Source organism: Pseudoxanthomonas sp. SORGH_AS_0997, assembly GCF_031453535.1.
GTDB classification, from domain to species: Bacteria; Pseudomonadota; Gammaproteobacteria; order Xanthomonadales; family Xanthomonadaceae; genus Pseudoxanthomonas_A; species Pseudoxanthomonas_A winnipegensis.
Window position 1 is genome coordinate 481,877 of sequence record NZ_JAVIZI010000001.1, and the last position, 21,137, is coordinate 503,013.

At 69.7% G+C, this 21,137-nt stretch carries 20 protein-coding genes; 9 read left to right on the forward strand and 11 right to left on the reverse strand.

What is annotated here, in order from left to right; translation table 11 throughout:
• The first annotated feature begins 123 nt into the window (after nt 1–123).
• Both QE438_RS02275 and QE438_RS02280 read left to right on the forward strand, forming a co-directional pair.
• A complete protein-coding gene (locus tag QE438_RS02275; RefSeq protein ID WP_306992863.1) occupies nt 124–1,362 on the forward strand; it encodes an AcvB/VirJ family lysyl-phosphatidylglycerol hydrolase in 1,239 nt (412 codons plus the stop codon).
• 151 nt (nt 1,363–1,513) lie between these two features.
• Nucleotides 1,514–2,743, forward strand: a complete 1,230-nt coding sequence (locus QE438_RS02280; RefSeq protein ID WP_307184034.1) for an AcvB/VirJ family lysyl-phosphatidylglycerol hydrolase — start codon at nt 1,514–1,516, stop codon at nt 2,741–2,743.
• On the opposite strand, the gene xseA is transcribed toward QE438_RS02280, so the two are convergent.
• Nucleotides 2,715–4,055, reverse strand: a complete 1,341-nt coding sequence (gene xseA, locus QE438_RS02285) for an exodeoxyribonuclease VII large subunit (protein WP_307184033.1) — start codon at nt 4,053–4,055, stop codon at nt 2,715–2,717. The two genes, QE438_RS02280 and xseA, sit on opposite strands and share 29 nt — an antisense overlap.
• Before the next feature lie 283 nt (nt 4,056–4,338).
• Between xseA and ispG the strand changes: the two genes are divergently transcribed.
• From ispG to QE438_RS02305, 4 genes are all read left to right on the forward strand, one after another.
• A complete protein-coding gene (gene ispG, locus QE438_RS02290; protein ID WP_306996175.1) occupies nt 4,339–5,577 on the forward strand; it encodes a flavodoxin-dependent (E)-4-hydroxy-3-methylbut-2-enyl-diphosphate synthase in 1,239 nt (412 codons plus the stop codon).
• A gap of 34 nt (nt 5,578–5,611) precedes the next feature.
• Nucleotides 5,612–6,271, forward strand: coding sequence for a phosphatase PAP2 family protein (locus QE438_RS02295; protein ID WP_306996173.1), 660 nt, complete (start codon nt 5,612–5,614; stop codon nt 6,269–6,271).
• Nucleotides 6,272–6,389: 118 nt separating this feature from the next.
• The gene (locus QE438_RS02300; protein ID WP_130534408.1) at nt 6,390–7,265 is read left to right on the forward strand and encodes a hypothetical protein; all 876 of its coding nucleotides are present in this window, start codon (nt 6,390–6,392) and stop codon (nt 7,263–7,265) included.
• Between the two features lie 26 nt (nt 7,266–7,291).
• Entirely contained in the window at nt 7,292–8,617 is a 1,326-nt protein-coding gene (locus tag QE438_RS02305; protein ID WP_306992857.1) for an XVIPCD domain-containing protein, read from the forward strand.
• A gap of 99 nt (nt 8,618–8,716) precedes the next feature.
• Here QE438_RS02305 and QE438_RS02310 read toward each other — a convergent pair whose 3' ends face one another.
• The 10 genes from QE438_RS02310 to QE438_RS02355 form a co-directional block, all read right to left on the reverse strand.
• Entirely contained in the window at nt 8,717–9,112 is a 396-nt protein-coding gene (locus QE438_RS02310) for a hypothetical protein (protein ID WP_130534406.1), read from the reverse strand.
• 49 nt (nt 9,113–9,161) lie between these two features.
• Nucleotides 9,162–9,854: an aspartate/glutamate racemase family protein gene (locus QE438_RS02315; RefSeq protein WP_306992855.1), complete on the reverse strand. Its 693-nt coding sequence runs from the start codon at nt 9,852–9,854 to the stop codon at nt 9,162–9,164.
• A 19-nt stretch (nt 9,855–9,873) separates the two neighbouring features.
• On the reverse strand, nt 9,874–10,785 hold the full coding sequence (locus tag QE438_RS02320; protein ID WP_306996171.1) for a DMT family transporter: 912 nt from the start codon (nt 10,783–10,785) through the stop codon (nt 9,874–9,876).
• Complete coding sequence (gene murB / locus QE438_RS02325) at nt 10,785–11,828, reverse strand: UDP-N-acetylmuramate dehydrogenase (RefSeq protein ID WP_306992853.1); 1,044 nt, start codon at nt 11,826–11,828, stop codon at nt 10,785–10,787. Before murB ends, QE438_RS02320 begins: the two co-directional genes overlap by 1 nt.
• Complete coding sequence (locus QE438_RS02330) at nt 11,825–12,880, reverse strand: quinone-dependent dihydroorotate dehydrogenase (RefSeq protein ID WP_306996170.1); 1,056 nt, start codon at nt 12,878–12,880, stop codon at nt 11,825–11,827. Before QE438_RS02330 ends, murB begins: the two co-directional genes overlap by 4 nt.
• Nucleotides 12,881–12,897: 17 nt before the next feature.
• Nucleotides 12,898–13,182, reverse strand: coding sequence for a DUF4190 domain-containing protein (locus QE438_RS02335; protein WP_130523561.1), 285 nt, complete (start codon nt 13,180–13,182; stop codon nt 12,898–12,900).
• A 12-nt stretch (nt 13,183–13,194) separates the two neighbouring features.
• Complete coding sequence (locus QE438_RS02340) at nt 13,195–13,968, reverse strand: class I SAM-dependent methyltransferase (protein ID WP_306992849.1); 774 nt, start codon at nt 13,966–13,968, stop codon at nt 13,195–13,197.
• A 21-nt stretch (nt 13,969–13,989) separates the two neighbouring features.
• Nucleotides 13,990–15,522 carry an aldehyde dehydrogenase family protein gene (locus QE438_RS02345; RefSeq protein WP_130523571.1) on the reverse strand — a complete coding sequence of 511 codons (1,533 nt, stop codon included), beginning with the start codon at nt 15,520–15,522 and terminating at the stop codon, nt 13,990–13,992.
• Between the two features lie 573 nt (nt 15,523–16,095).
• Nucleotides 16,096–16,923, reverse strand: coding sequence for a S1/P1 nuclease (locus tag QE438_RS02350; protein WP_306992847.1), 828 nt, complete (start codon nt 16,921–16,923; stop codon nt 16,096–16,098).
• Nucleotides 16,924–17,117: 194 nt separating this feature from the next.
• Nucleotides 17,118–17,741, reverse strand: a complete 624-nt coding sequence (locus tag QE438_RS02355) for an OmpW family outer membrane protein (protein WP_306992845.1) — start codon at nt 17,739–17,741, stop codon at nt 17,118–17,120.
• Between the two features lie 224 nt (nt 17,742–17,965).
• Here QE438_RS02355 and gap point away from each other — a divergent pair, with 224 nt between their 5' ends.
• The 3 genes from gap to QE438_RS02370 all read left to right on the forward strand — a co-directional run bounded on the left by gap (nt 17,966) and on the right by QE438_RS02370 (nt 21,104).
• Complete coding sequence (gene gap, locus QE438_RS02360) at nt 17,966–18,970, forward strand: type I glyceraldehyde-3-phosphate dehydrogenase (RefSeq protein ID WP_130520189.1); 1,005 nt, start codon at nt 17,966–17,968, stop codon at nt 18,968–18,970.
• A 230-nt stretch (nt 18,971–19,200) separates the two neighbouring features.
• On the forward strand, nt 19,201–19,713 hold the full coding sequence (locus QE438_RS02365; protein ID WP_306992843.1) for a hypothetical protein: 513 nt from the start codon (nt 19,201–19,203) through the stop codon (nt 19,711–19,713).
• Nucleotides 19,714–19,928: 215 nt separating this feature from the next.
• Entirely contained in the window at nt 19,929–21,104 is a 1,176-nt protein-coding gene (locus tag QE438_RS02370; RefSeq protein WP_306992841.1) for a phosphoglycerate kinase, read from the forward strand.
• Nucleotides 21,105–21,137 lie beyond the last annotated feature (33 nt).

Consider the following 21,137-nt stretch of genomic DNA (forward strand, 5'->3'; position numbering starts at 1 on the left):
CGGGGTTGCGGCGTTGCACGGTCCGAGTCGGTTCAACCGCGACAAAACGACCCCGGTCCGGGTCTTCACGCCGCAACAACATTTCGCTAGGCTGCGGCACCTTTTTTGCCGTCTGGAATCGCGATGCGCCTCCGACCCTGGGTCCGCTGGACGCTGCTGGCCCTGCTGTTGAGCGTCTGCGCCTGCGTGGCGCTGGCCTCGCATCTGCGCCGCGATCATCTGGGCAAGCCCTTCGGCGTGGCCCTGACCTTCGAACCGGTCGGCAAGCCGCGCGGCGTGGTGGTGGTGATGGCCGAGCGCGCGCGGCGGCGCAGCGAGGCGGCGCAGCTGGCGCAGTCGTTGGCCGACCGTGGCCTGCTGGTGGCGCTGGTGCCGGCCGGCCGGGCACTGGCGCACGTCGATCCGCATCACTGCGAGCTGGTCGCCAACAGCGTCGAGCGCGTGGGCCGGCGCCTGATGCGCCAGGGCGGGGTGGACGCCTACTTCGAGCCGATGCTGGTCGGCGCCGACGCGGCGGGCGGCGCGCTGGCGCGGCTGGCGGTGGCCAATGCGCTGCCGCAGACCGTGGTCGGCGCGGTCCTGAACGGGCCCGCCGCGGCCGCGCCCGCGGGCTGTGCGGTGGCGCCGTCCTCGGCCGAGCAGGGCTTCGTGCTGGAGCAGGCCGGGCCGCAGGCGGTGGCCGATGCGGTGGTGGCGCACCTGCCGCAGCCGCAGCCGGCGTTCCGCGGCCTGCCGCTGATCGAACTGCCGGCCGCCGGCAGCCATCGCCTGGCGATCTTCATCTCCGGCGACGGCGGCTGGCGCAGCCTGGACAAGGGCGTGAGCAGCGGCCTGCGCGCGCAGGGCGTGTCGGTGGTGGGCTGGGACAGCCTGCGCTACTTCTGGTCGCGGCGCACGCCCGAAGAGACCGCCGCCGATCTGGCCGCGGTGATCGACGAGTACCGCCGGCGCTGGCATGCCGACGAGGTGGAACTGATCGGCTACTCGTTCGGCGCCGATGCCATGCCCTTCCTCTACAACCGCCTGCCGCCGGCCACGCGCGCCAGCGTGCGCTCGATCTCGCTGCTGGGACTGGGCCATGACGCCTCGTTCCGCGTCTCGGTCGGCGGCTGGCTGGGCACCCCGTCCTCGGACGACGCGCCGGTGGAGCCGGAGCTGGCCAAGCTGCCGCCCGGCATGCTGCTGTGCGTCTACGGCGAGGAAGAGAAGGACACGCTGTGCCCCGCGCTGGCCGCGCGCGGCATCCACGTGGCCAAGACCGGCGGCGGCCACCATTTCGACCACAACATCCCGGCCATGGTCGAGCGCCTGCGCGCCAACTTCGAGCGCAACGCGCCTGCCGGCGCACCCGCGGCCAAGTGAGGTTCGAGCGGCGCGGTCGTCCCGCGCCGTGCCTTTGCCGACCCCGCTGACGAAATCCCTGCAAACCCGCGCCGGGCCGATTGGCCTTCGGCCGCGGCCCGTTGCGTTGTTGGGGGATGAACGTGCCGTGGGGTCGTACAGGGGAAGGGATGTGAAACGTGTTGGCTGGATCGCCGCGGCCGTGGTGGGCGTGCTGGTGTTGGGGGGATGGGGCGGCTACCGCCTGCTGCAGCTCAAGCGGGTCGGGGGGCCGTTCGGCCTGGTCCAGGTGCAGCGGCCGGCCTCGGCGCCGCGTGCGCTGGTCCTGCTGCTGGGCGAAGGCCGCGACACCCCGCGCCTGGCGGCCGATGCGCAGGCGCTGACCGCCGCCGGGGCCGTGGTCGGCGTGGTCGATGTGCGCCGTTACCTGGCGCGGACGGGCCAGGATTGCGCCCAGTACGCGGTGGACCTGAACTGGCTCGGCGAGCGCGTGCTGCGCGGCGCCGGCGTGGACGACTACATCGCGCCGCTGCTGGTGGGCGTGGGCCAGGGCGCGCGGATGGCGCGGGCGGCGCTGGTGCACAGCCGCAGCCCGGATGTGAGCGCGGGGGTGGTCGAGCGTGTGGCCGGCATGGCACCGATCGCCTGCCAGGCAGCCGCGGCGCCGGGCCTGGGCGAAGTCCTCGAGGCCGCGCCGGATGCCGTGGTCGCCACCAGCGTGACACGCTTCGCCCCGCCGACCGCGCCGTTCCGTGACCTGCCGCTGGTGGAGATGCCGCGTGCGGACGCGCAGCGGCTGGTGATCCTGATGACGGGCGACGGTGGCTGGCAGCCCATCGACCAGCAGATCGCCACCGCGCTGCACGACCAGGGCGCGGCCGTGATCGGCTGGAGCAGCCTGCGCTATTTCTGGAAGGCCAAGACGCCCGAGCGGACCGCGGCCGACCTGTCGGCGGTGATCGCCGAGTACCAGCGCCGCTGGCATGTGTCGCAGGTCGACCTGGTGGGCTATTCGTTCGGCGCCGACGTGCTGCCGTTCCTGTACGGGCGGCTGCCGGCCGCCCAGCAGGGGCAGGTGCGGCGCGTGGCGCTGCTGGGGCTGGCGACCAATGCCAACTTCACCGTGCGCATCGGCGGCTGGCTGGGCTGGAGCGCGGGCAGCGCCTATCCGATCAAGCCGCAGCTGGCCAGGATCCCCGCGCAGAAGATCCTGTGCGTCTACGGCCAGGATGAGGACGAGGACGCCACGCTGTGTCCGTCGCTGCGCGGCACCGGCGTCGATGTGCGCATGGCGCCGGGCGGCCACCACTTCGAGACCGGCCAGGTCGCCGGCTGGATCACCGGTCCGGCGCCCAGCGTGGCGGTCGCCGGGCTTACTTCGGCGGCAGCACCTGCACGCTGAGCGTGCCGTCGGCCAGTCGCGCCTCCAGCCGATCGCCCACCGCCACCTGCGTGGCCCTGCGCACCAGCGTGCCGTCCTCGCGGCTGATCAGCGCGTAGCCGCGGGCCACGGTCGCCAGCGGGCTGATGGCCTCCAGCGAGCGGGCCAGTCCGGTCAGGCGTAGAGCCTCGCGCTGCAGCTGGCGGCCGATGGCCGCCTGCGGCCGTGCCTGCAGGGCCGCCAGACGCTCGGCCAGCGCGGCCAGGCGCCGCTGCGGTGAATGCGCGCGCAGCACGCCTTCGGCATGGCCCAGCCGCGCGCGGCGCCGTTCCAGCTGGCGCTGCCACTGCGCCTGCAGGTGGCGCAGCGCATCGGCATGGCGGCGGCGCATCAGCGCCAGCCGCGCCTGCGGGCCTTGCGCCTGCAGGCGCAGCCAGGCGCGGTCCACGCGCTGCTGGACGCGGTCCATGTGGTGGGCGTGCAAGGTGTGCAGGCGCCGGCCCAGGCCGCGCAGGCGGGTGCCCAGGTCGGCGATCGACGGCACCAGCAGCTCGGCCGCGGCCGAGGGCGTGGGCGCACGCAGGTCGGCGGCGAAATCGCACAGGGTGAAGTCGGTCTCGTGACCGACTGCCGACACCACGGGCACGGCGCAGGCGGCTACCGCGCGCACCAGCGCCTCGTCGTTGAACGCCCACAGGTCCTCGATCGAGCCGCCGCCGCGCGTGACCAGCACCGCGTCGTAGCGGCCGCTGGCCCCGGCCGCCTGCACCAGCGCGGCGACCTGCGCCGCGGCCGTGGCGCCCTGCACCTGGGTCGGCAGCACGTCCACCTCCAGCAGCGGGAAGCGTCGGCCCAGCACGCTGATCACATCGCGCACCGCCGCGCCGCTGGGCGAGGTGATGACCGCCAGGCGGCGCGGGAAGGCCGGCAGCGGGCGCTTGCGCGCGGGGTCGAACAGGCCCTCGGCCGCCAGCCGTGCCTTGAGCTGCTCGAAAGCGCGCCGCAGCGCGCCTTCGCCGGCCTCTTCCATGTGGTCCAGCACCAGCTGGTACTCGCCGCGCGCCTCGTACAGCGTCACCCGCCCGCGCGCCAGCACGCGCAGGCCCTCGCGCGGGACGAACTTCAGCCAGCTGCTCTTGGGCTTGAACATCGCGCAGCGCACCTGGGCGCGCGCGTCCTTGAGGGTGAAGTACAGATGCCCCGACGCCGGCCGGGTGACGTTGCCCAGCTCGGCCTCCACCCAGATCGCCGGGAAGCTGCCTTCCAGCAGGTCGCGGGCCAGGGTGTTGAGCTGGGACGGGGTCAGGACGTCGCGGTCGGGCAGGTCGTTCATCAGCGCGCCAGTGTAGCGGTGTGCATGTGGTTGGGTCGGAGCAACTGTCTCTCAGGTCAAGCCGCAGCCTCCTTGTAGAGCGGAGCTTGCTCCGCTGCGTTTCGACCGGATCATCGGAAAGGCTCAGCGGAGCAAGCTCCGCTCTACAGAGGCATGAGAGGCATGCCCGTCTAGCCCTATCCCCGGTAAAGCCCCGTCGCCGCCGTGGCGGCTCCCACACCTGGCACGGGCTAAAATGCGCGCCATGAACGCCATTTCCACACCGCTGCCCGTGTCCGAACCCATGCCCATCGCCGCCGGCAGCCAGCCGCGGCGCGTCACCCATGGCGTGCACGTGGGCAAGGTGCAGCTGGGCGGCGGCGCGCCGGTGGTGGTGCAGTCGATGACCAACACCGACACCGCCGACGTGGCCGCCAGCGTCAAGCAGGTGGCCGAGCTGTGGCGGGCCGGCTCGGAGCTGGTGCGCCTGACGGTCAACACGCCCGAGGCCGCCGCGGCCATCCCGCGCATCGTCGACAAGCTGGCGATGATGGGCATCGAGGTACCGCTGATCGGCGACTTCCACTACAACGGCCACCAGCTGCTGGCGGGCGAGCCGGCCTGCGCCGAAGCCCTGGCCAAGTACCGCATCAACCCCGGCAATGTCGGCTTCGGCAAGAAGAAGGACACCCAGTTCGCCCAGCTGATCGAGTTCGCCATCCGCTACGGCAAGCCGGTGCGCATCGGCGCCAACTGGGGCTCGCTGGACCAGGCGCTGGCCGCCGCGCTGATGGATCAGAACGCCCAGCGCGCCCAGCCCTGGGAGGCCACCGCGGTGCTGCGCGAAGCGCTGATCCGCTCGGCGCTGGACTCGGCCCACCGCGCGGTGGAGCTGGGTCTGCCGGCCGACCGCATCGTGCTCTCGGCCAAGGTCTCCGGCGTGCAGGAGCTGATCGCGGTCTATCGCGACCTTGCGCGCCGCAGTGAGTTCGCCCTGCACCTGGGCCTGACCGAGGCCGGCATCGGCTCCAAGGGCATCGTGGCGTCCTCGGCCGCGCTGGCCGTGCTGCTGCAGGAAGGCATCGGCGACACCATCCGCATCTCGCTCACCCCCGAGCCCGGCACCTCGCGCACCCAGGAAGTCATCGTCGCCCAGGAACTGCTGCAGACCACCGGCCTGCGCGCGTTCACGCCGATGGTCACCGCCTGCCCGGGCTGCGGGCGCACCACCTCGGAGTTCTTCCAGGAGCTGGCCAAGGTCGTGCAGGAGCACGTGCGCGGCAAGATGCCCGAATGGAAGATCACCCGCCCCGGCGCCGAGCACATGACCCTGGCGGTGATGGGCTGCGTGGTCAACGGCCCGGGCGAGTCGCGTCACGCCAACATCGGCATCTCGCTGCCGGGCACGGGCGAGGCGCCGTCGGCGCCGGTGTTCATCGACGGCGAGAAGGCGGTGACCCTGCGCGGGGAGAACATCGCGCACGAGTTCGTCGCCCTGATCGACGAGTACGTCGACCGCCATTACGCGCGCAGTGCGGGCTGAGCATCCCGGAGGCGGCGCGGGCGTCGTCGGTCGCATCCTGCGGCGCATCGGCTGGCGCATGGGCCTGCTGTTCGCGGCGATCCTGCTGCCGCTGTGGGGCTTCGCCGAGCTGGGCGAGGAGGTGCACCAGGCCGAGAGTTTCGTCTTCGACGATCCGATCCTGCTGCGCGCCAAGGCGCTGTCCGGACCCTGGCTGGACCAGGCCTTCCTGGGCATCAGCTGGGCCGGCTACCAGGGCGTGATCCTGGTCGATGCGCTGCTGGTGGCCGGCCTGCTGCTGGCGCGGCGCTGGCGCGAGGCGACCTTCGTCGGCGCGACCGTGGTCGGCTCGGCCCTGCTGAACATGGGCACCAAGCAGCTGTTCGGGCGCGCGCGGCCGAGCCTGTGGGAATCGATCTCGCCCGAGGACACCTTCAGCTTCCCCAGCGGTCATGCGATGGGCTCGATGACGCTGATGGTCGTGCTGGTGCTGCTGGCCTGGGGCACGCGCGGGCGCTGGCCGGTGCTGGTGCTGTGCGCGCTGTTCGCGCTGGCCGTGGGCGCCTCGCGCGTCTACCTCGGCGTGCATTACCCCTCGGACATCCTCGGCGGCTGGGCCGCGGCGATCGCGTGGACGGTAGGCGTGTACGCGGCGGTGTTCCGGGGGCAGGCTCGGCCGTGGAAGCCGGCGCGGATTGCGCATCAGGTCGATTGACTTCGCAGCCAGGGCTGAGATCCGTTGCGCCGGTCCGCGGGCGCGACCACGCCTGCCTTAACTCGGCCGTCTGCCGGGTGTATCTATAGTGCGGATTCAACAAGCAAAGGAATGGCTCATGTCGGTGAGAGCATCTGACCGATGCCTGGCGCTGGCACTGGCGGTCGCATTGAGCCAGGGGGCATGCGCGCAGGACGGATCGAACGGAACAGGAGCGAGGATCAACATGGAAGGAGCCACCGAAATCGGGCGGACCGTCGATGGGCGCACCTACACCAACGCGCCGGTGGAGGTGAAGTTGGGGCCGAACACGTTCAAGATTCCCTCCAACTATTTCGACAGCCAGCTCGGCCCCTGGCCTGGCGAGGGCATCACGCTGGTGATCGAGTGGCCGGACATGAAGCCGACGCCGCCGGGCGCGCGCGTCGATCCGCGGACGAACGATTTCCGCAAGGAGATTACCGCGCTGGTGGACTATATCGATCGCGTGCCGATCGAGACCCTGCTTGCGGTCAACGCCTCCACGGACCGTGTCACGGCCCCGGGTTCGATGAATGCCCGGGATCCTCGAGATCGGTTGGATCTGCGTGTGGCGCAGCCGGAGGTCATGGGGCTGACGCCGTATGCCATCGATGAAACGAAAATGGCGGCCTTCTCGAAGGAGTATGAGGCTCAAGAGGGCAAGCCACCTGTCCGCAATCCTGCCTTCGAAAAGGACTGGTATGTCGCCCGGGACGCCAAGGGCCAGCTGACGACCTTCATCAAATGCGACAGCCACAAATTCATCCCGAATGATGGCGCGCGACTGGAAGGTCGGGAGATCGCGACTGACATGGTGGGTGACGATAGTCGAATCGCGGATTGCACCCAGTACTTCGTGGACATCGAGAACAAGCTTTCGTTCTCTGTGTACTACTATCGTGTTTACCTCAAGGACTGGAAGCGGATTCAGGAGACGTTTCTGGATCTGCTGAAGCGTAGCAAGGTCGGTTGAGCGCTGAACTTCGCAGGGAGCACGCGATGAGTGGATTGACGCAGGAGAACTTGGATGTACTCGGCGCCTACGCGAAGGCCGGAAACCGCGAGCTGTATTGGAACTACTTATCGCAGCTCCCCGGCGCCGATGGCTACGGGACCCTGGCGCTCGGCGTGGTTCGCAACGACAGCCTGCCGGGGCAGGTCGCCAATGCGTACGCGCAGGATTACGCGCGGCATCAACATGACAAGGGCTCGCGCTTTGCCAATGCCGAGCTGACCGAGCGGAAATGGGAAGCCTTTGGGCAAGATCTCATCTTGCGGGACTTCGAGTTGCGGAACGAGAGGTTTCGAGGAAACAGGCCTGATCTGGCGCTCAACCTACCAGGCAGGGACGTCATGTTGGCGCACGATCGGGCGTTCCAGAAAGCCAACCTCGATCCCAACTGCTGGACGCCACGCCTGCTCTTGCAAGCCGCGCTGAGCAAAAGCGGCCCCGAAAAGATGGAGCAGATCTGGTCGAACATGCTCGACAACAGCGCGGTGGGCCTCGCGCGTGCGGGCAATACCGGGCGCGACGCGATCTCGCAGATGGGCCTGGAGAGGGGCAGCGCGTATCTGGGCACGCTCAGCGTGACCGAGGCGATTCAAGCGCTGGAAGGCCGGGCCTCGGTCGATCCCAATGTGATTGGCGGCAAGAGCTTCTACGCGATGTATTTCGAGGCGGAGAAGAAGTGGGTGGGGGTGAGCGCCGGCGGCGGTCATCTTTCCATGCGCGAGATCAACGATCCCGCCAGGATCTCCGAGCTCGACGATGCGCGCGCGGTGCGGCTGGAGCGCCAGCACAAGGCCACGCAGTTCCTGCCACAGGACCCCTATCGCAGCATTACCCGCAGCCCGATCACCGCATCGATCGAGGGCGCGCCTGAAGCGATGCCCGCGCCCACCCGGCTGGCCGACATCGCGCCGGGACATCCCGACTATGCGCTGTTGCAGCAGGTGCGCGCGGGCGTGAACGCCATCGACGCCCAGGCCGGGCGCGCGCACGATGAGAACAGTGATCGCCTGGTCGCCAGCGCCATGACGCTGGCGCGACAGCACCATCTGGAGCGCGTCGACCATGTGCTGTTGAGCGCGCAGACGCAGGACAGTCCGGCGGGCAGGAACGTGTTCGTCGTGCAGGGCAATCTTGGCGATCCAGCGCATCTGCGTGCGCACATGCCAACCGATGTGGCGGTGCGCACGCCGGTCGAGCAATCGCTGCAACAACTGCGGATTGCGGGCGAAGGTCGCCAGCAGGCCCTGGCGCAATCCCCGCAGACGATGATGGAAAGCCCGACGCGCGAGCAGGCGGCAGTCAGGACGCTGTGATGCTCGCCCGCGCACGGTGTTCCGCGAAGCGCGGCGACCGTAGGAGATGCCGCCGATCGAACCGCCGAGCGCCGTCTGATGGCGCAGGGCTCGGCGGCATCAGTGTTGTTCGAAGCGCACGTTCCTGACCGAGGCAGGCAGTGTCCGGAAGGTGAAGCGCGAATCGTATTCGCAGGCGCAGGCTCCGACCTCGCCGTTTGCCGGGACCTTCGTCGTGTAGCTCAGGAACAGCGTGTTTCCTGACAGCCGATAGCGTGGCTCGGTAACGTCCATCCCGCATTCGACAGGATCGCGTACGAAGTAGGACGGTGGGTTGCCGGTCTCTCTCCGGACGATCGCCTCCATCGGCACATCACTCGGCCAATCGTGGTCGCAGCCAATCAGCTGAAACGCCATTCCATGCGGATCCGATGCGTCAGGCGCCTGCCAACGGGCGCAAGCTGCGCTTGTCAGCGTCGTCAGAACAAGCAGGGCGATCCTGCAGACAGCTTGCATGGCGCAGACCTCCGCCCTTGCGTTCGAATGTGGGAAGGCACGTATCGTCTCAATCCCGCATGCCGCGCAGCGCCGCGGCGCGGGCGTGCAGGGTGGTGGTGTCGAACAGCGGCACGGTGGCATCGTCCTGGCCGACCAGCAGCGAGATCTCGGTGCAGCCCAGGATGATGCCCTGGGCGCCGGCCTCGACCAGGCGCGCCATCACCTGGCGATAGGTCGAACGCGAGGTCTCGTCGATCACGCCCTGGCACAGCTCGTCGTAGATGATCCGATGCACGTCGTCGCGATCCGGCGCCGGGGGTACGAGCACTTCCAGCCCGCGCGCTTCCAGCCGCTTGCGGTAGAAGTCCTGCTCCATGGTGAAGCGCGTGCCGAGCAGGCCGACGCGGTCGATGCCGGCGTCGAGCAGGGCCTGGGCGGTGGCATCGGCGATATGCAGCAGCGGCAGCGGCGTGGCGTGAGTGATCGCGTCGGCGACCTTGTGCATGGTGTTGGTGCACAGCACGATGAAGTCCGCGCCGCCGGCGTGCAGGCGGCGCGCGGCGTCGGCCATGGCCGCGCCGGCCGCGTCCCAGTCGCCGGCGTGCTGCAGCACCTCGATCTCGTGGAAGTCCACGCTGTACAGCAGCACCTTGGCCGAATGCAGGCCGCCGCGCGCCTCGCGCACGGTCTGGTTGATGAGGCGGTAGTAGGGCAGGGTGGATTCCCAGCTCATGCCGCCGATCAGGCCGATGGTCTGCATTGGATCTCCTGTTGTGGGGTCATTCGCCAGGCTTGGCGCCCTCGACCGGGGCGGTGGTCGCCGCGCGCCGGGCCAGGGTCGCCTCGCGCTGAGCGATGTAGGCCGTGGAGGCCAGGATGATGCCGGCGCCGACCGCCGTCCACACATCCAGGCGTTCGCCGAACAGCCAGCCGCCCAGCACGATCACCAGCGGCAGCTGCATGAAGCTGATCGGCTGCAGCGCCGAGACCTCGCCCAGCTTCAGCGCGCGCGTCCACAGCAGCTGGCCGCCGGTACCGAACACACCGCAGCCCGCCAGCCACAGCCAGGTGATGCCCTGCGGCCAGCGCCAGTGCGCCAGCGCCAGCAGCAGCGACATCGGCACCCAGAACACATAGGTGTAGAACACCACCGTGTCGGGCGGATCGATGCGCGAGAGCTGCTTGATCTGGATCGCCACCACCGCGCTGGTCACCGCCGCGGCCACCGCCACCAGCAGCCCGGGCGAGAACTGCGAAGAGCCCGGGCGCAGGATCACCAGCACGCCGATGAAGCCTGCCGCCACCGCCAGCCATCGCCGCACGTGGACGCGCTCGCCCAGCCAGAACACCGCCGCGATGGTCGCGAACAGCGGCGTGGAATACGACAGCGAGATCGCCTGCGACAGCGGCAGGTGGGCGATCGCCCAGAAGCCGCACAGCATCGAGCACAGCCCGATCAGGGTGCGCACCAGATAGTGCGGCAGATGCGCGGTGCGCGGCGCCGGTCGGCCCGGGCGCAGCACCATCGGCAGCAGCACGGCCAGGCCGATGGCGTTGCGGAAGAAGGCGATCTCGGTGGTGCCCAGCGACTGCGAGGCCAGGCGGATGCTGATGGCCATCAGGCCGAAGGACAGCGTGCTGGCCAGCATCAGCAGCGCCGCGCGCAGCGGCGCGACCGGCGCCGGGGCGATCACCACGCGGCGCCGACGATGCGCGGCTCGGGTTCGATGGCCACGCCGAAGCGCGCCTGCACCGAGGCGGCGATGCGCCGGGCCAGTGCCAGCAGCTGCGCGCCGCTGGCGCCGCCGTGATTGACCAGCACCAGCGCGTGGTCCGGCGAGACGCCGGCATCGCCGTCGCGCTGGCCCTTCCAGCCGGCCCGTTCGATCAGCCAGGCCGCCGAGAGCTTGCGCGTGTCCTGGGCATCGCCGGGGAACACCGGCAGGCCGGGGAAGTCGGCCGCCAGCCGCTCGGCCAGCGCCGCCGGCACGATCGGGTTCTTGAAGAAGCTGCCCGCGTTGCCCAGCACCGCCGGATCGGGCAGCTTGCGGCTGCGCACGCGGATCACCGCCTGCGCCACTTCGGCCGGGCCGGGTTCGGCCACGCCCATGGCGTCCAGCTCGGCGCGCAGCCCAGCGTAGTCCAGGCGCAGGTCCGGCACGCGCGACAGGGCGAAGGTCACCGCGGTGATGATCCAGCGCCCGGGCTGGCGCTTGAACACGCTGTCGCGATAGCCGAAGGCGCACTCGGCCCGCGACAGCCGGCACCAGTCGGCGGCGCGGGTATCCCAGGCTTCGACGCTGTCGATGTGCTCGCCCACCTCCACGCCGTAGGCGCCGATGTTCTGGATCGCGCAGGCGCCGACGGTGCCGGGGATCAGGGCCAGGTTCTCCAGGCCGAATGCACCCTGCGAGAGCGTCCACAGCACCAGCTCGTGCCAGACCACGCCGGCCTCCGCGCGCACCCGCACGCCGGCCTCGTCGTCGTCGAGCAGGTCGATGCGCCGCGCGTCGAAGCCCAGCGCCACGCCGTCCAGATCGCCCGCCAGCAGCAGGTTGCTGCCGGCGCCGATGGGCAGCAGCGGCTGGCCCTGGATCGCCGGCAGGGCCAGCGCCTCGGGCAGCGCGGCCAGGTCGGCCACCTGCAGCAGATAGCGCGCCTGCGCGGCGACGCCGAAGGTGTTGCGGGAGCGGAGCGGGGCGTGCTCGGTCAGCAGCCAGCGCGATGCGCTCATGCCGGGGCGACCGGGCCGCGGCTGGGCTGCTCGCGGCGGCGGCGGATGGCTTCCACGCATTCGTAGACCAGCGAGGGCCCGCGATAGACCAGGCCCGAATACAGCTGCACCAGCGAGGCGCCGGCCGACATCTTGGCCACCGCATCGGCGCCGGAGGTGACGCCGCCCACGCCGATCAGCGGGATCTCCTGCGGCAGGCGCGTGCGCATGCGCCGCAGCACCAGCGTGGACTGGCCCATCAGCGGCGCGCCGGACAGCCCGCCGGCCTGGCCGGCATGCGGGTGGGCGAGCACCGCGCTGCGATCGACGGTGGTGTTGGTGGCGATCACGCCGTCCACCGACAGGTCGGCCAGCACGCGGCACACCGCATCGATGTCGTCGTCGGACAGGTCGGGCGCGACCTTGACCAGCATCGGCACGCGCTTGCCGTGCTGGGCGCCCAGCCGCTCCTGCGCCTCGCGCAGCGCGCCGATGAGCTGGCGCAGGGACTGCTCCTCCTGCAGCTCACGTAGCCCCGCAGTGTTGGGCGAGGAGATGTTGATGGTGATGTAGTCGGCCAGCGGGTAGACGCGCTCCAGGCAGAACAGGTAGTCCTGCGCCGCGTCCTCGTTGGGCGTGTCCTTGTTCTTGCCGATGTTGATGCCCAGCAGGCCGCCCTTGCGGCGCGCGCGCTGCACATTGCGCACCAGCGCATCGACGCCCTCGTTGTTGAAGCCCAGCCGGTTGATCACCGCCCGGTGCTGCGGCAGCCGGAACATGCGCGGCTGCGGATTGCCGGCCTGCGGGCGCGGGGTGACCGTGCCGACCTCGACGAAGCCGAAGCCCAGCGCCATCAGCGCATCGATATGCGCGCCGTTCTTGTCCAGGCCCGCGGCCAGCCCGACCGGATTGGGGAAGTCCAGCCCCAGCACGCGCGTGGGCATCGGCCCCGGCTGGCGCGTGGCCAGGCCGAGCGTGCCGCTGCGATAGGCCAGCTCCAGCGCCCGCAGGCCGGCGCCATGCGCCTGCTCGGCGTCCAGGGCGAACAGGAACGGGCGCGCCAGGGAATACATCGGAATCATGCGGTCCTTTAGTTGGCGTACGCAGCCAGCGCCGCGATGCCGCCGAAGAACAGGAACAGCGCCGCGATGCCCAGCACCAGCAGGACCAGGTGCAGCCAGCCCAGCACCAGCCCGGCCACGGCCATGCCGTCGCCCTCCAGCGCGCCCTGGCTGCGGCGGATCTCGGCGCGGGCCATGTGCCCGGTGATGACCGCCACGAGCGCGCCGATGGTGGGCAGCAGGCTCCAGCCGAGGATGCCGAATACCAGCGAGACCACGGCCAGGCTGCTGGTGGGACGTGCGATGGCGTTCATGCGGCGGTTCCTTCAGGAAGTGAGCGCAAGGGTACCGGCAAAGGCCCGCGTGTCGTAGTCGAACGACACCGTCCCGTCCACCGCGGTGGCGTCGAACAGCGCACGCAGCGCGGCCATCATCGGCGCATGGCGCGGATGGCCGGCCTGCGGCGCATAGGACGAGGACAGCAGGCGCCCGCGCAGCGCGTCGAAGTCCAGCCGCTGCCCATGGTCGAAGCGCACCGTGCCCTTGAGCCCGCCGCCGAACCAGGCCGTCATCGCCGCATCGTCGCTGTAGCGCTCGGCCACGCTGGTGTAGTCCAGACCGTAGTCCAGCAGCAGCTGCTCATAGCCTTCCAGGAAGGGCGTACCCGTCAGCCGGCGCGAATTCCAGAACACCACCGCCAGCCCGCCGGGCCGCAGGATGCGCGCCCACTCGCGCCGGACCGCCTGCTGGTCGAACCAGTGGAACGCCTGCGCCGCGGTCACCAGCCCGACGCTGGCATCGGCCAGCGTGGTCGCCTCGGCCGTGCCGTCCACCGCGGCAAAGCGCGCATCGCCGCCCAGCCACTCCACCGCCGCCGCGCGCATGGCGGCATTGGGCTCCACCGCCGTGACCGGATGGCCACCGTCGAGGAACAGCCTGGAGGAAATGCCCGTGCCGGCGCCGATGTCGGCCACCGGCGCGTCGCGCGCCACGCCCATCGGCCCGTGCAGCCAGTCGATCAGCGCCGGCGGGTAATCGGGCCGATAGCGCACATAGTCGGCCACGCGCGAGGTGAAACGTTCAGTGGACTTCAGCGCCATGACCACGGCTCCCGAGTTGGTCTAGAGATCGAACTTGATGCCCTGCGCCAGCGGCAGCGAATCGGAGTAGTTGATCGTGTTGGTCTGGCGGCGCATGTAGGCCTTCCACGCATCCGAGCCGGACTCGCGCCCGCCACCGGTGTCCTTCTCGCCGCCGAACGCGCCGCCGATCTCCGCACCGGAGGTGCCGATGTTGACGTTGGCGATGCCGCAGTCGCTGCCGGCCGCGGAGAGGAACTTCTCGGCCGCCTTCAGGCTGTTGGTGAAGATCGACGAGGACAGGCCCTGCGGCACGCCGTTCTGCATGTCGATGGCCTCCTCCAGCGTCTCGTACTTCATCACGTACAGGATCGGGGCGAAGGTCTCGTGCTGGACGATGGCGTCGGTGTTCTTGAGGCCGGAAATGATCGTCGGCAGGACGAAGTTGCCTTCGCGCTCCAGCGCCTTGCCGCCGGTTTCCACCGTGCCGCCGGCGGCCTTGGCCTGCTCGACGGACTTCAGGAAGGCATCGACCGCGGCCTTGCTGTTGAGCGGGCCCATCAGATTGGCTGCATCCAGCGGATCGCCGATCTTGCCTTCCACCTGCTTGTAGGCCTTGACCAGCGTGGCCAGCACGGTGTCGTAGATCGAGGCGTGCACGATCAGGCGGCGAGTGGTGGTGCAGCGCTGGCCGGCGGTGCCCACCGCGCCGAACACGATGCCCGGCACGGCCAGCTTCAGGTCGGCGGTCTCGTCCAGGATGATGGCGTTGTTGCCGCCCAGCTCCAGCAGGCTGCGGCCCAGGCGCCGCGCCACGCGTTCGCCGACGATGCGGCCGACCTCGGTCGAGCCGGTGAAGCTGATCAGCGGCACGCGCTTGTCGTCCACCAGCTGCTGGGACAGTTCGATGCCGGCATCGTTGATCAGGAAGAACAGGTCGGGGAAGCCGGCGTCCTTGAGCGCGTCGTTGCAGATCTTCTGCGTGGCCAGCGCGGTCAGCGGGGTCTTGTTGGACGGCTTCCAGATGCAGATGTCGCCGCAGATGGCGGCCAGGAACGCATTCCACGCCCACACCGCGACCGGGAAGTTGAACGCGCTGATGATGCCGACCAGGCCGATCGGGTGGTACTGCTCGTACATGCGGTGACCCGGGCGCTCCGAATGCATGGTGTAGCCGTAGAGCATGCGGCTCTGGCCCACCGCGAAGTCGGCGATGTCGATCATTTCCTGCACTTCGCCATCGCCCTCGGGCTTGGACTTGCCCATCTCCAGCGCCACCAGCGAGCCGAGCAGATCCTTGTGCTTGCGCAGCGCCTCGCCGCACAGGCGCACGGCCTCGCCGCGACGCGGCGCCGGCGTGGTGCGCCAGGTCTTGAACGCCGCCTGCGCGCGTTCGATGACCGTGTCGTAGTCGGACTGGCTGCTGGCATGCACCGTGGCGATGACGGCATTGGTGGTCGGGTTGACCGACTCCAGCACGCCGGCATCGGTGGTGCTGGACCACTGGCCGTTGCCGAGATAGGTGCCGGGATTGGTCGGGCCAAGGCCCAGGGCCTTGAGCAGGTCAGCAGACATGGAAGCTCCGTGTTCGGGGACGCGATGCGCCGCGGGCGGGGGACGCGGCAGGGGCGGCAATTTTAGCAGGCCGTCCAGGCGGGCCTGGGGGCGGCTAGGGATGGCGAGCTTGTGGCAGCTGCGTCGCTAGCTGCGGCCGTGAATTTATGGCGCGCAGGCAGGCGCCGTCAGCGTGCACGATGATCGGGATTCGGGATTCGGGATTCGGGATTGGGGAATCGGGATCAGGGAATCGGGATCAGGGATCAGGGATCAGGGGCTCGCAGCAAGCATCAAGACCTCACCAAAGCCGCCCCCTCCCTTGCGCGCAGCGCAGGGGAGGGTTGGGGAGGGGGGCTTTTCGCGGTAAAGCGAAGGCAGGCGAAAAGCAGCAAGAGCTGACAGCACCGCGCCCGCAAGCGCTAAGAGCAACGGCAAGGACAAAAGCCAACCCCTCCCCAGCCCTCCCCTGCGCTGCGCGCAAGGGAGGGGGCAGATCATCTGGAGCGGCCTGGTGGCTGAGATGGCGGTGGGCAACCTTCTCGGAGCGCTAAAACCTCGGCCTTTCGCGCACCCACTCAAAGAGTGGCTTTGTCAGCCGCCCTGCGCCTGCCCCAGCGCCGCGTTCAGCACAGCCGCCAGGCGCACGCCGGCCAGACGCAGCTGCTGCTCGGCCACAGGTGTCCAGGTGGTGAAGTAGGCCGGGTCCAGCTTGGCCTGCGCTGGGTAGAACCCCGGCGAGTGGACGATGCGGCAGGACGCCTCGGCCCACGAGGTCGCGTCCGGCGGGAAGCCGGTGCCGGCGCCGGGCGCGGGCCGGGGCAGGGCGCGTATCTGCGCCAGCAGCGCGTCCTCGCCCAGGCCGGTGTGGCGCAGCAGCCCGCTGTCCCACAGCGAATGCAGATTGCTGCCCTGGCCGTCCACGTTGATCTGCACGGTATTGCCGCCCTTGTCGCGGGCGAAGCCGGCGTGCAGCGGCTGGTGGGCATCGCCGACCAGATGCACGACGAACTTCAGCGCCTGCAGGCGCGCTGCGGCCGGTGCGCTGCGGTCGGCCAGCAGCTTGGTCTGCGCAGTGAGCGCGGCGATCGTGCAGTCGCCGTTGCGGCAGTCGCGCGGCGGGTCGTAGTGGCAGTCGTCCTCGCCCAGGTTCACGTAATGCCAGGCGGCGGTGCGCTTGCCCAGGTCGGGGTCGGACTCGCGCAGTTCGTCGGGCCAGCTGGCGATGCCGGGCAGTGTCGCGCCGGGCTCCAGCGCCAGCAGGGCGTCGATCTGCGCGCGCGCCTGCGCGCTGAGGTCGAGCTCGGCCAGCTCGGCCACCAGCCGATGGCCGGTGCGGCCCCAGGCCAGAGCGGACACGGGGCAAGCCAACAGGCTCAGGGACAGCAGCGCGGCCAGCGGCCGCACGAACGGGATCTTCAACACGCAGCATCCGGCTTTCGAAGCACGAGGGCCGGGATGATACCCGCGCCTGCGCGCCGGCTCGATGTCACCTCCACGCGGCGACGCGCCTGAACCGCCCTCCGTGGCGGCGACACACCCGGCCTCCCTGGCCGGTCCCCATCCGGCCCGCGCTGCGTGCGTCCGCTGCCGGCCCGCGCGCATCGCAGGCTGGCTCAGAAGCGGTACACCCAGGCGGCGCCGTAGACCATCGGATCGATGTTGGCCGTGCCCAGCTTGGCCCCGTTGAGCTTGACCTTGGTGTCGATATCGGCCCAGCGCACGTCCACGCGCAGGGCGCTGCGCGCGCTCAGCGCGAAGTCCAGGCCGGCGTGCGCGGCCAGGCCCCAGGAGTCGCCCAGGTCCAGGTCGCTGCCGGCCAGGGCGCCCTTGGCGTCGGTGCTGAAGAACTTGGTGTAGTTCACGCCCAGCCCCACGAACGGCGACACCTTGCCGGCGCCGTTGAAATGGTATTGCAGCGACACCACCGGCGGCAGCTGCTTGGTGGTGCCGACCTTGCCCAGGCCCTTGATGTTGATGTCGTGCTGGAACGGCCAGGCGGCCAGCACCTCGAGGCCCAGGTTGTCGGCCACGAAGTACTCGCCGGTGACGCTGGGGCGGGTGCTGCTGTCCACGCTGACCGGCAGCGTGCCGCCGGCCAGCTTGCCGTTGTCCGACTTCGGATTGACCTGGTGGATGCCGACGCCGACCGTGAAATCGCCGCGCGACTGGGCGGCGGCCTGGAGGCAGACGCCGCCCAGGGCCAGGGCGAGCAGGCAGGGGAGGAGGGACTTGCGCATGACGATGAGGCTCCGTTGTGTGTGGCGCACATGCTCCAACCCGGCCCGGGCGCCCGCCTTGATCCGGATCAAGGCGCACGGCGGGCGGCTGTCGTCCTGGGATCGCCGCCGGGTTCAGCCCGGCGCGGGTCACGACCCGGCGGCAACGGGGCGCGCTGCTAGAATGCGGACCCCTTCACCGCCGCGTCGCGCACCCGCGTGCCGCTTACAGGAGTCCTCCAGCAATGAGCATCAAGGTAGGCATCAACGGCTTCGGCCGCATCGGCCGCAATGTGCTGCGTTCGGCCGTGCAGAATTTCGAGGGCGAGATCGAGATCGTCGCCATCAACGACCTGCTCGAACCCGACTACCTGGCCTACATGCTGCAGTACGACTCGGTGCACGGGCGCTTTGAGGGCACCATCTCGGTCGAGGGCACCACGCTGATCGTCAACGGCAAGAAGATCCGCCTGACCGCCGAGCGCGACCCGGCCGCGCTGAAGTGGGACGAGGTGGGCGCCGAGGTGGTCATCGAATCCACCGGCATCTTCCTGACCAAGGAAGGCGCGCAGAAGCACCTGGACGCCGGCGCCAAGAAGGTCATCCTGTCCGCGCCGTCCAAGGACGACACGCCGATGTTCGTCTTCGGCGTCAACGACAAGACCTACGCCGGCCAGGCGATCATCTCCAACGCCTCGTGCACCACCAACTGCCTGGCGCCGCTGGCCAAGGTGATCAACGACAAGTGGGGCATCAAGCGCGGCCTGATGACCACCGTGCACGCCGCCACCGCCACGCAGAAGACCGTCGACGGCCCGTCCAACAAGGATTGGCGCGGCGGCCGCGGCATCCTGGAGAACATCATTCCCTCGTCCACCGGTGCGGCCAAGGCCGTGGGCGTGGTGATCCCCGAGCTCAACAAGAAGCTGACCGGCATGAGCTTCCGCGTGCCGACCTCCGACGTGTCGGTGGTGGACCTGACCTGCGAGCTGGAAAAGCCGGCCACCTATGCCGAGATCTGCGCCGAGATGAAGGCCCAGAGCGAGGGCGCGCTGAAGGGCGTGCTGGGCTACACCGAGGACAAGGTCGTGGCCACCGACTTCCGCGGCGAGACCCGGACCTCGGTCTTCGATGCCGAGGCCGGCATCGCCCTGGACTCCACCTTCGTCAAGCTGGTGTCCTGGTACGACAACGAATGGGGCTACTCCAACAAGTGCCTGGAGATGGTCAAGGTCGTCGCGGGCAAGTAAGCCACGCGATTCAGGACAAGGGCGCCTTTCGGGCGCCCTTTGTCTTGATGCGGTCACGGGAAACGGGTAGGTCCGCTCGGCGGAGGGGACGATGGAGCCCGGGGGGAGCGCGAGCAGGGGTGCGGGTCTCTTTTTTCGGGCCGGGTGTCGTGCTATCAATCACCCGCGGATCGTCCAATGGCCCGTGCCGTGGGCAGGGAAGCGAATTTCACTCAAGGGGTAAGTGTTTCATGAAGATCAAGCAATGGTTTGGAAGCGGCCTGATTGCAGTGGCCGCCGTGCTGATGGCGCCGGGTGCATGGGCGCAGACGGCCGACATCTTCGACATCGATTACGTGCAGGGCCACCTGGTGGCCGGCAAGACGACCAAGGCCCAGGTGCTGGAAAGCTTCGGCGAGCCGACTTCCAAGAAGGCCAAGCTGAGCTCGTCCGGCGGCGCCTCCGAGACCTACGTCTACATCAAGGGCGCGGCCAAGAAGCCCGCGGCTTCGGCCGGCTCGGGCTTCGGCAAGATGGTGGGTTCGCTGCGCGGCGTGCTGGGCGATGTCTCCGACCTCACGGGCAAGAATGTCGGCGGCGAAGTGGCCTCCAACAGCTATCGCGCTCAGCGCAGCGCCAACGCCGCCGATCGTCTGTCCGCACGCGCGGGCACCGACGCCGATACGTCGGCCGGCGCCGATGGCGCCTCGCGGCTCACCATCCAGATCCAGGGTGGCGTGGTGACTTCGTTCGACATGGAGTGAGGTGGGCCCTGCGGCCGCTTGCGCTCAGGCCCCGCGCCGAAAGCGCGGGGTTTTTCGTTGGGATCGTCTCCGCAGTGCGGTGAGTCAACCCGGGAGTGACGTGAGCGAGGTCGGCGAAAGGGTTTCGCCAACCAACCTCGACGCTGAAGGTTTGCCGCACCCCCACGCAGCGCGGACAATGGGTGTCTGATCTTTCCCCTGCACAGGACCCAAGCATGACCATCGTCCGCATGAGCGACCTCGACCTGTCCGGCAAGCGCGTGCTGATCCGTCAGGATCTCAACGTGCCGATCGAAAACGGCCAGATCACCTCCGAACAGCGCATCACCGCCTCGGTGCCGACCCTCAAGGCCGCGCTGGAGCAGGGCGCCGCGGTGATGGTCACCTCGCACCTGGGCCGGCCGAAGGAGGGCACCTGGAGCGAGGAGGATTCGCTGGCGCCGGTGGCCGAGCGCCTGACCGCCCTGCTGGGCACCAAGGTCGAGCTGGTGCGCGACTGGGTCGACGGCGTGGACGTCAGGCCCGGCCAGATCGTGCTGCTTGAGAACTGCCGCATGAACGTGGGCGAGGCCAAGGACGACGAGACGCTGGCGAAGAAGTACGCCGCGCTGTGCGACGTGTTCGTCATGGATGCCTTCGGCACCGCGCACCGCGCCCAGGCCTCCACCCATGGCGTCATCAAGTACGCGCCCATCGCCGCCGGCGGCCCGCTGCTGATGGCCGAGCTGGACGCGCTGGGCAAGGCGCTGGACAACCCGGCCAAGCCGCTGCTGGCCATCGTCGCCGGCAGCAAGGTCTCGACCAAGCTCGAGCTGCTTTCCAACCTGGTCGGCAAGGTCGACCAGCTGATCGTCGGCGGCGGCATCGCCAACACCTTCATCGCCGCGGCCGGCTACAGCGTCGGCAAGTCGCTGTGCGAGCCGGACCTGATCGGCACCGCCCAGCAGATCGTCGCCGACGCCAAAGCGCGCGGCGCCGAGATCCCGCTGCCCACCGATGTGGTGGTGGCCAAGCAGTTCCTGCCCGACGCCCCCGCGACGGTGAAGCGCGTAGATGCGGTCGAAGCCGATGACCTGATCCTGGACATCGGCCCGGATACCGCACAGGCCTACGCCGCACTGATCGCCAAGGCCGGCACGGTGGTGTGGAACGGCCCGGTCGGCGTGTTCGAGTTCGACGCCTTCGGCAAGGGCACCGAGACCCTGGCGCGCGCGATCGCCGCCTCGCCGGCGTTCTCCATCGCCGGCGGCGGCGACACGCTGGCGGCCGTGGACAAGTACGGCATCGCCAAGGACGTGTCCTACATCTCCACCGGCGGCGGCGCCTTCCTGGAGTTCCTGGAAGGCAAGACCCTGCCGGCGGTCGCGGCGCTGGAAGCGCGCGGCAGCTGATCAGCGCGCCGCTGTCACTTCAGAGGCCCGGCC

What these genes read in the sequence shown, in the direction of transcription:
- ispG (WP_306996175.1), top strand. Translation starts at nt 4,339, where the DNA reads ATGCCCATCGCCGCCGGCAGCCAGCCGCGGCGCGTCACCCATGGCGTG.
- QE438_RS02315 (WP_306992855.1), bottom strand. Translation starts at nt 9,854, where the DNA reads ATGCAGACCATCGGCCTGATCGGCGGCATGAGCTGGGAATCCACCCTG.
- QE438_RS02310 (WP_130534406.1), bottom strand. Translation starts at nt 9,112, where the DNA reads ATGCAAGCTGTCTGCAGGATCGCCCTGCTTGTTCTGACGACGCTGACA.
- QE438_RS02300 (WP_130534408.1), top strand. Translation starts at nt 6,390, where the DNA reads ATGTCGGTGAGAGCATCTGACCGATGCCTGGCGCTGGCACTGGCGGTC.
- gap (WP_130520189.1), top strand. Translation starts at nt 17,966, where the DNA reads ATGAGCATCAAGGTAGGCATCAACGGCTTCGGCCGCATCGGCCGCAAT.
- QE438_RS02365 (WP_306992843.1), top strand. Translation starts at nt 19,201, where the DNA reads ATGAAGATCAAGCAATGGTTTGGAAGCGGCCTGATTGCAGTGGCCGCC.
- QE438_RS02330 (WP_306996170.1), bottom strand. Translation starts at nt 12,880, where the DNA reads ATGTATTCCCTGGCGCGCCCGTTCCTGTTCGCCCTGGACGCCGAGCAG.
- murB (WP_306992853.1), bottom strand. Translation starts at nt 11,828, where the DNA reads ATGAGCGCATCGCGCTGGCTGCTGACCGAGCACGCCCCGCTCCGCTCC.
- QE438_RS02305 (WP_306992857.1), top strand. Translation starts at nt 7,292, where the DNA reads ATGAGTGGATTGACGCAGGAGAACTTGGATGTACTCGGCGCCTACGCG.
- QE438_RS02355 (WP_306992845.1), bottom strand. Translation starts at nt 17,741, where the DNA reads ATGCGCAAGTCCCTCCTCCCCTGCCTGCTCGCCCTGGCCCTGGGCGGC.
- QE438_RS02370 (WP_306992841.1), top strand. Translation starts at nt 19,929, where the DNA reads ATGACCATCGTCCGCATGAGCGACCTCGACCTGTCCGGCAAGCGCGTG.
- QE438_RS02335 (WP_130523561.1), bottom strand. Translation starts at nt 13,182, where the DNA reads ATGAACGCCATCGCACGTCCCACCAGCAGCCTGGCCGTGGTCTCGCTG.
- QE438_RS02345 (WP_130523571.1), bottom strand. Translation starts at nt 15,522, where the DNA reads ATGTCTGCTGACCTGCTCAAGGCCCTGGGCCTTGGCCCGACCAATCCC.
- QE438_RS02340 (WP_306992849.1), bottom strand. Translation starts at nt 13,968, where the DNA reads ATGGCGCTGAAGTCCACTGAACGTTTCACCTCGCGCGTGGCCGACTAT.
- xseA (WP_307184033.1), bottom strand. Translation starts at nt 4,055, where the DNA reads ATGAACGACCTGCCCGACCGCGACGTCCTGACCCCGTCCCAGCTCAAC.
- QE438_RS02275 (WP_306992863.1), top strand. Translation starts at nt 124, where the DNA reads ATGCGCCTCCGACCCTGGGTCCGCTGGACGCTGCTGGCCCTGCTGTTG.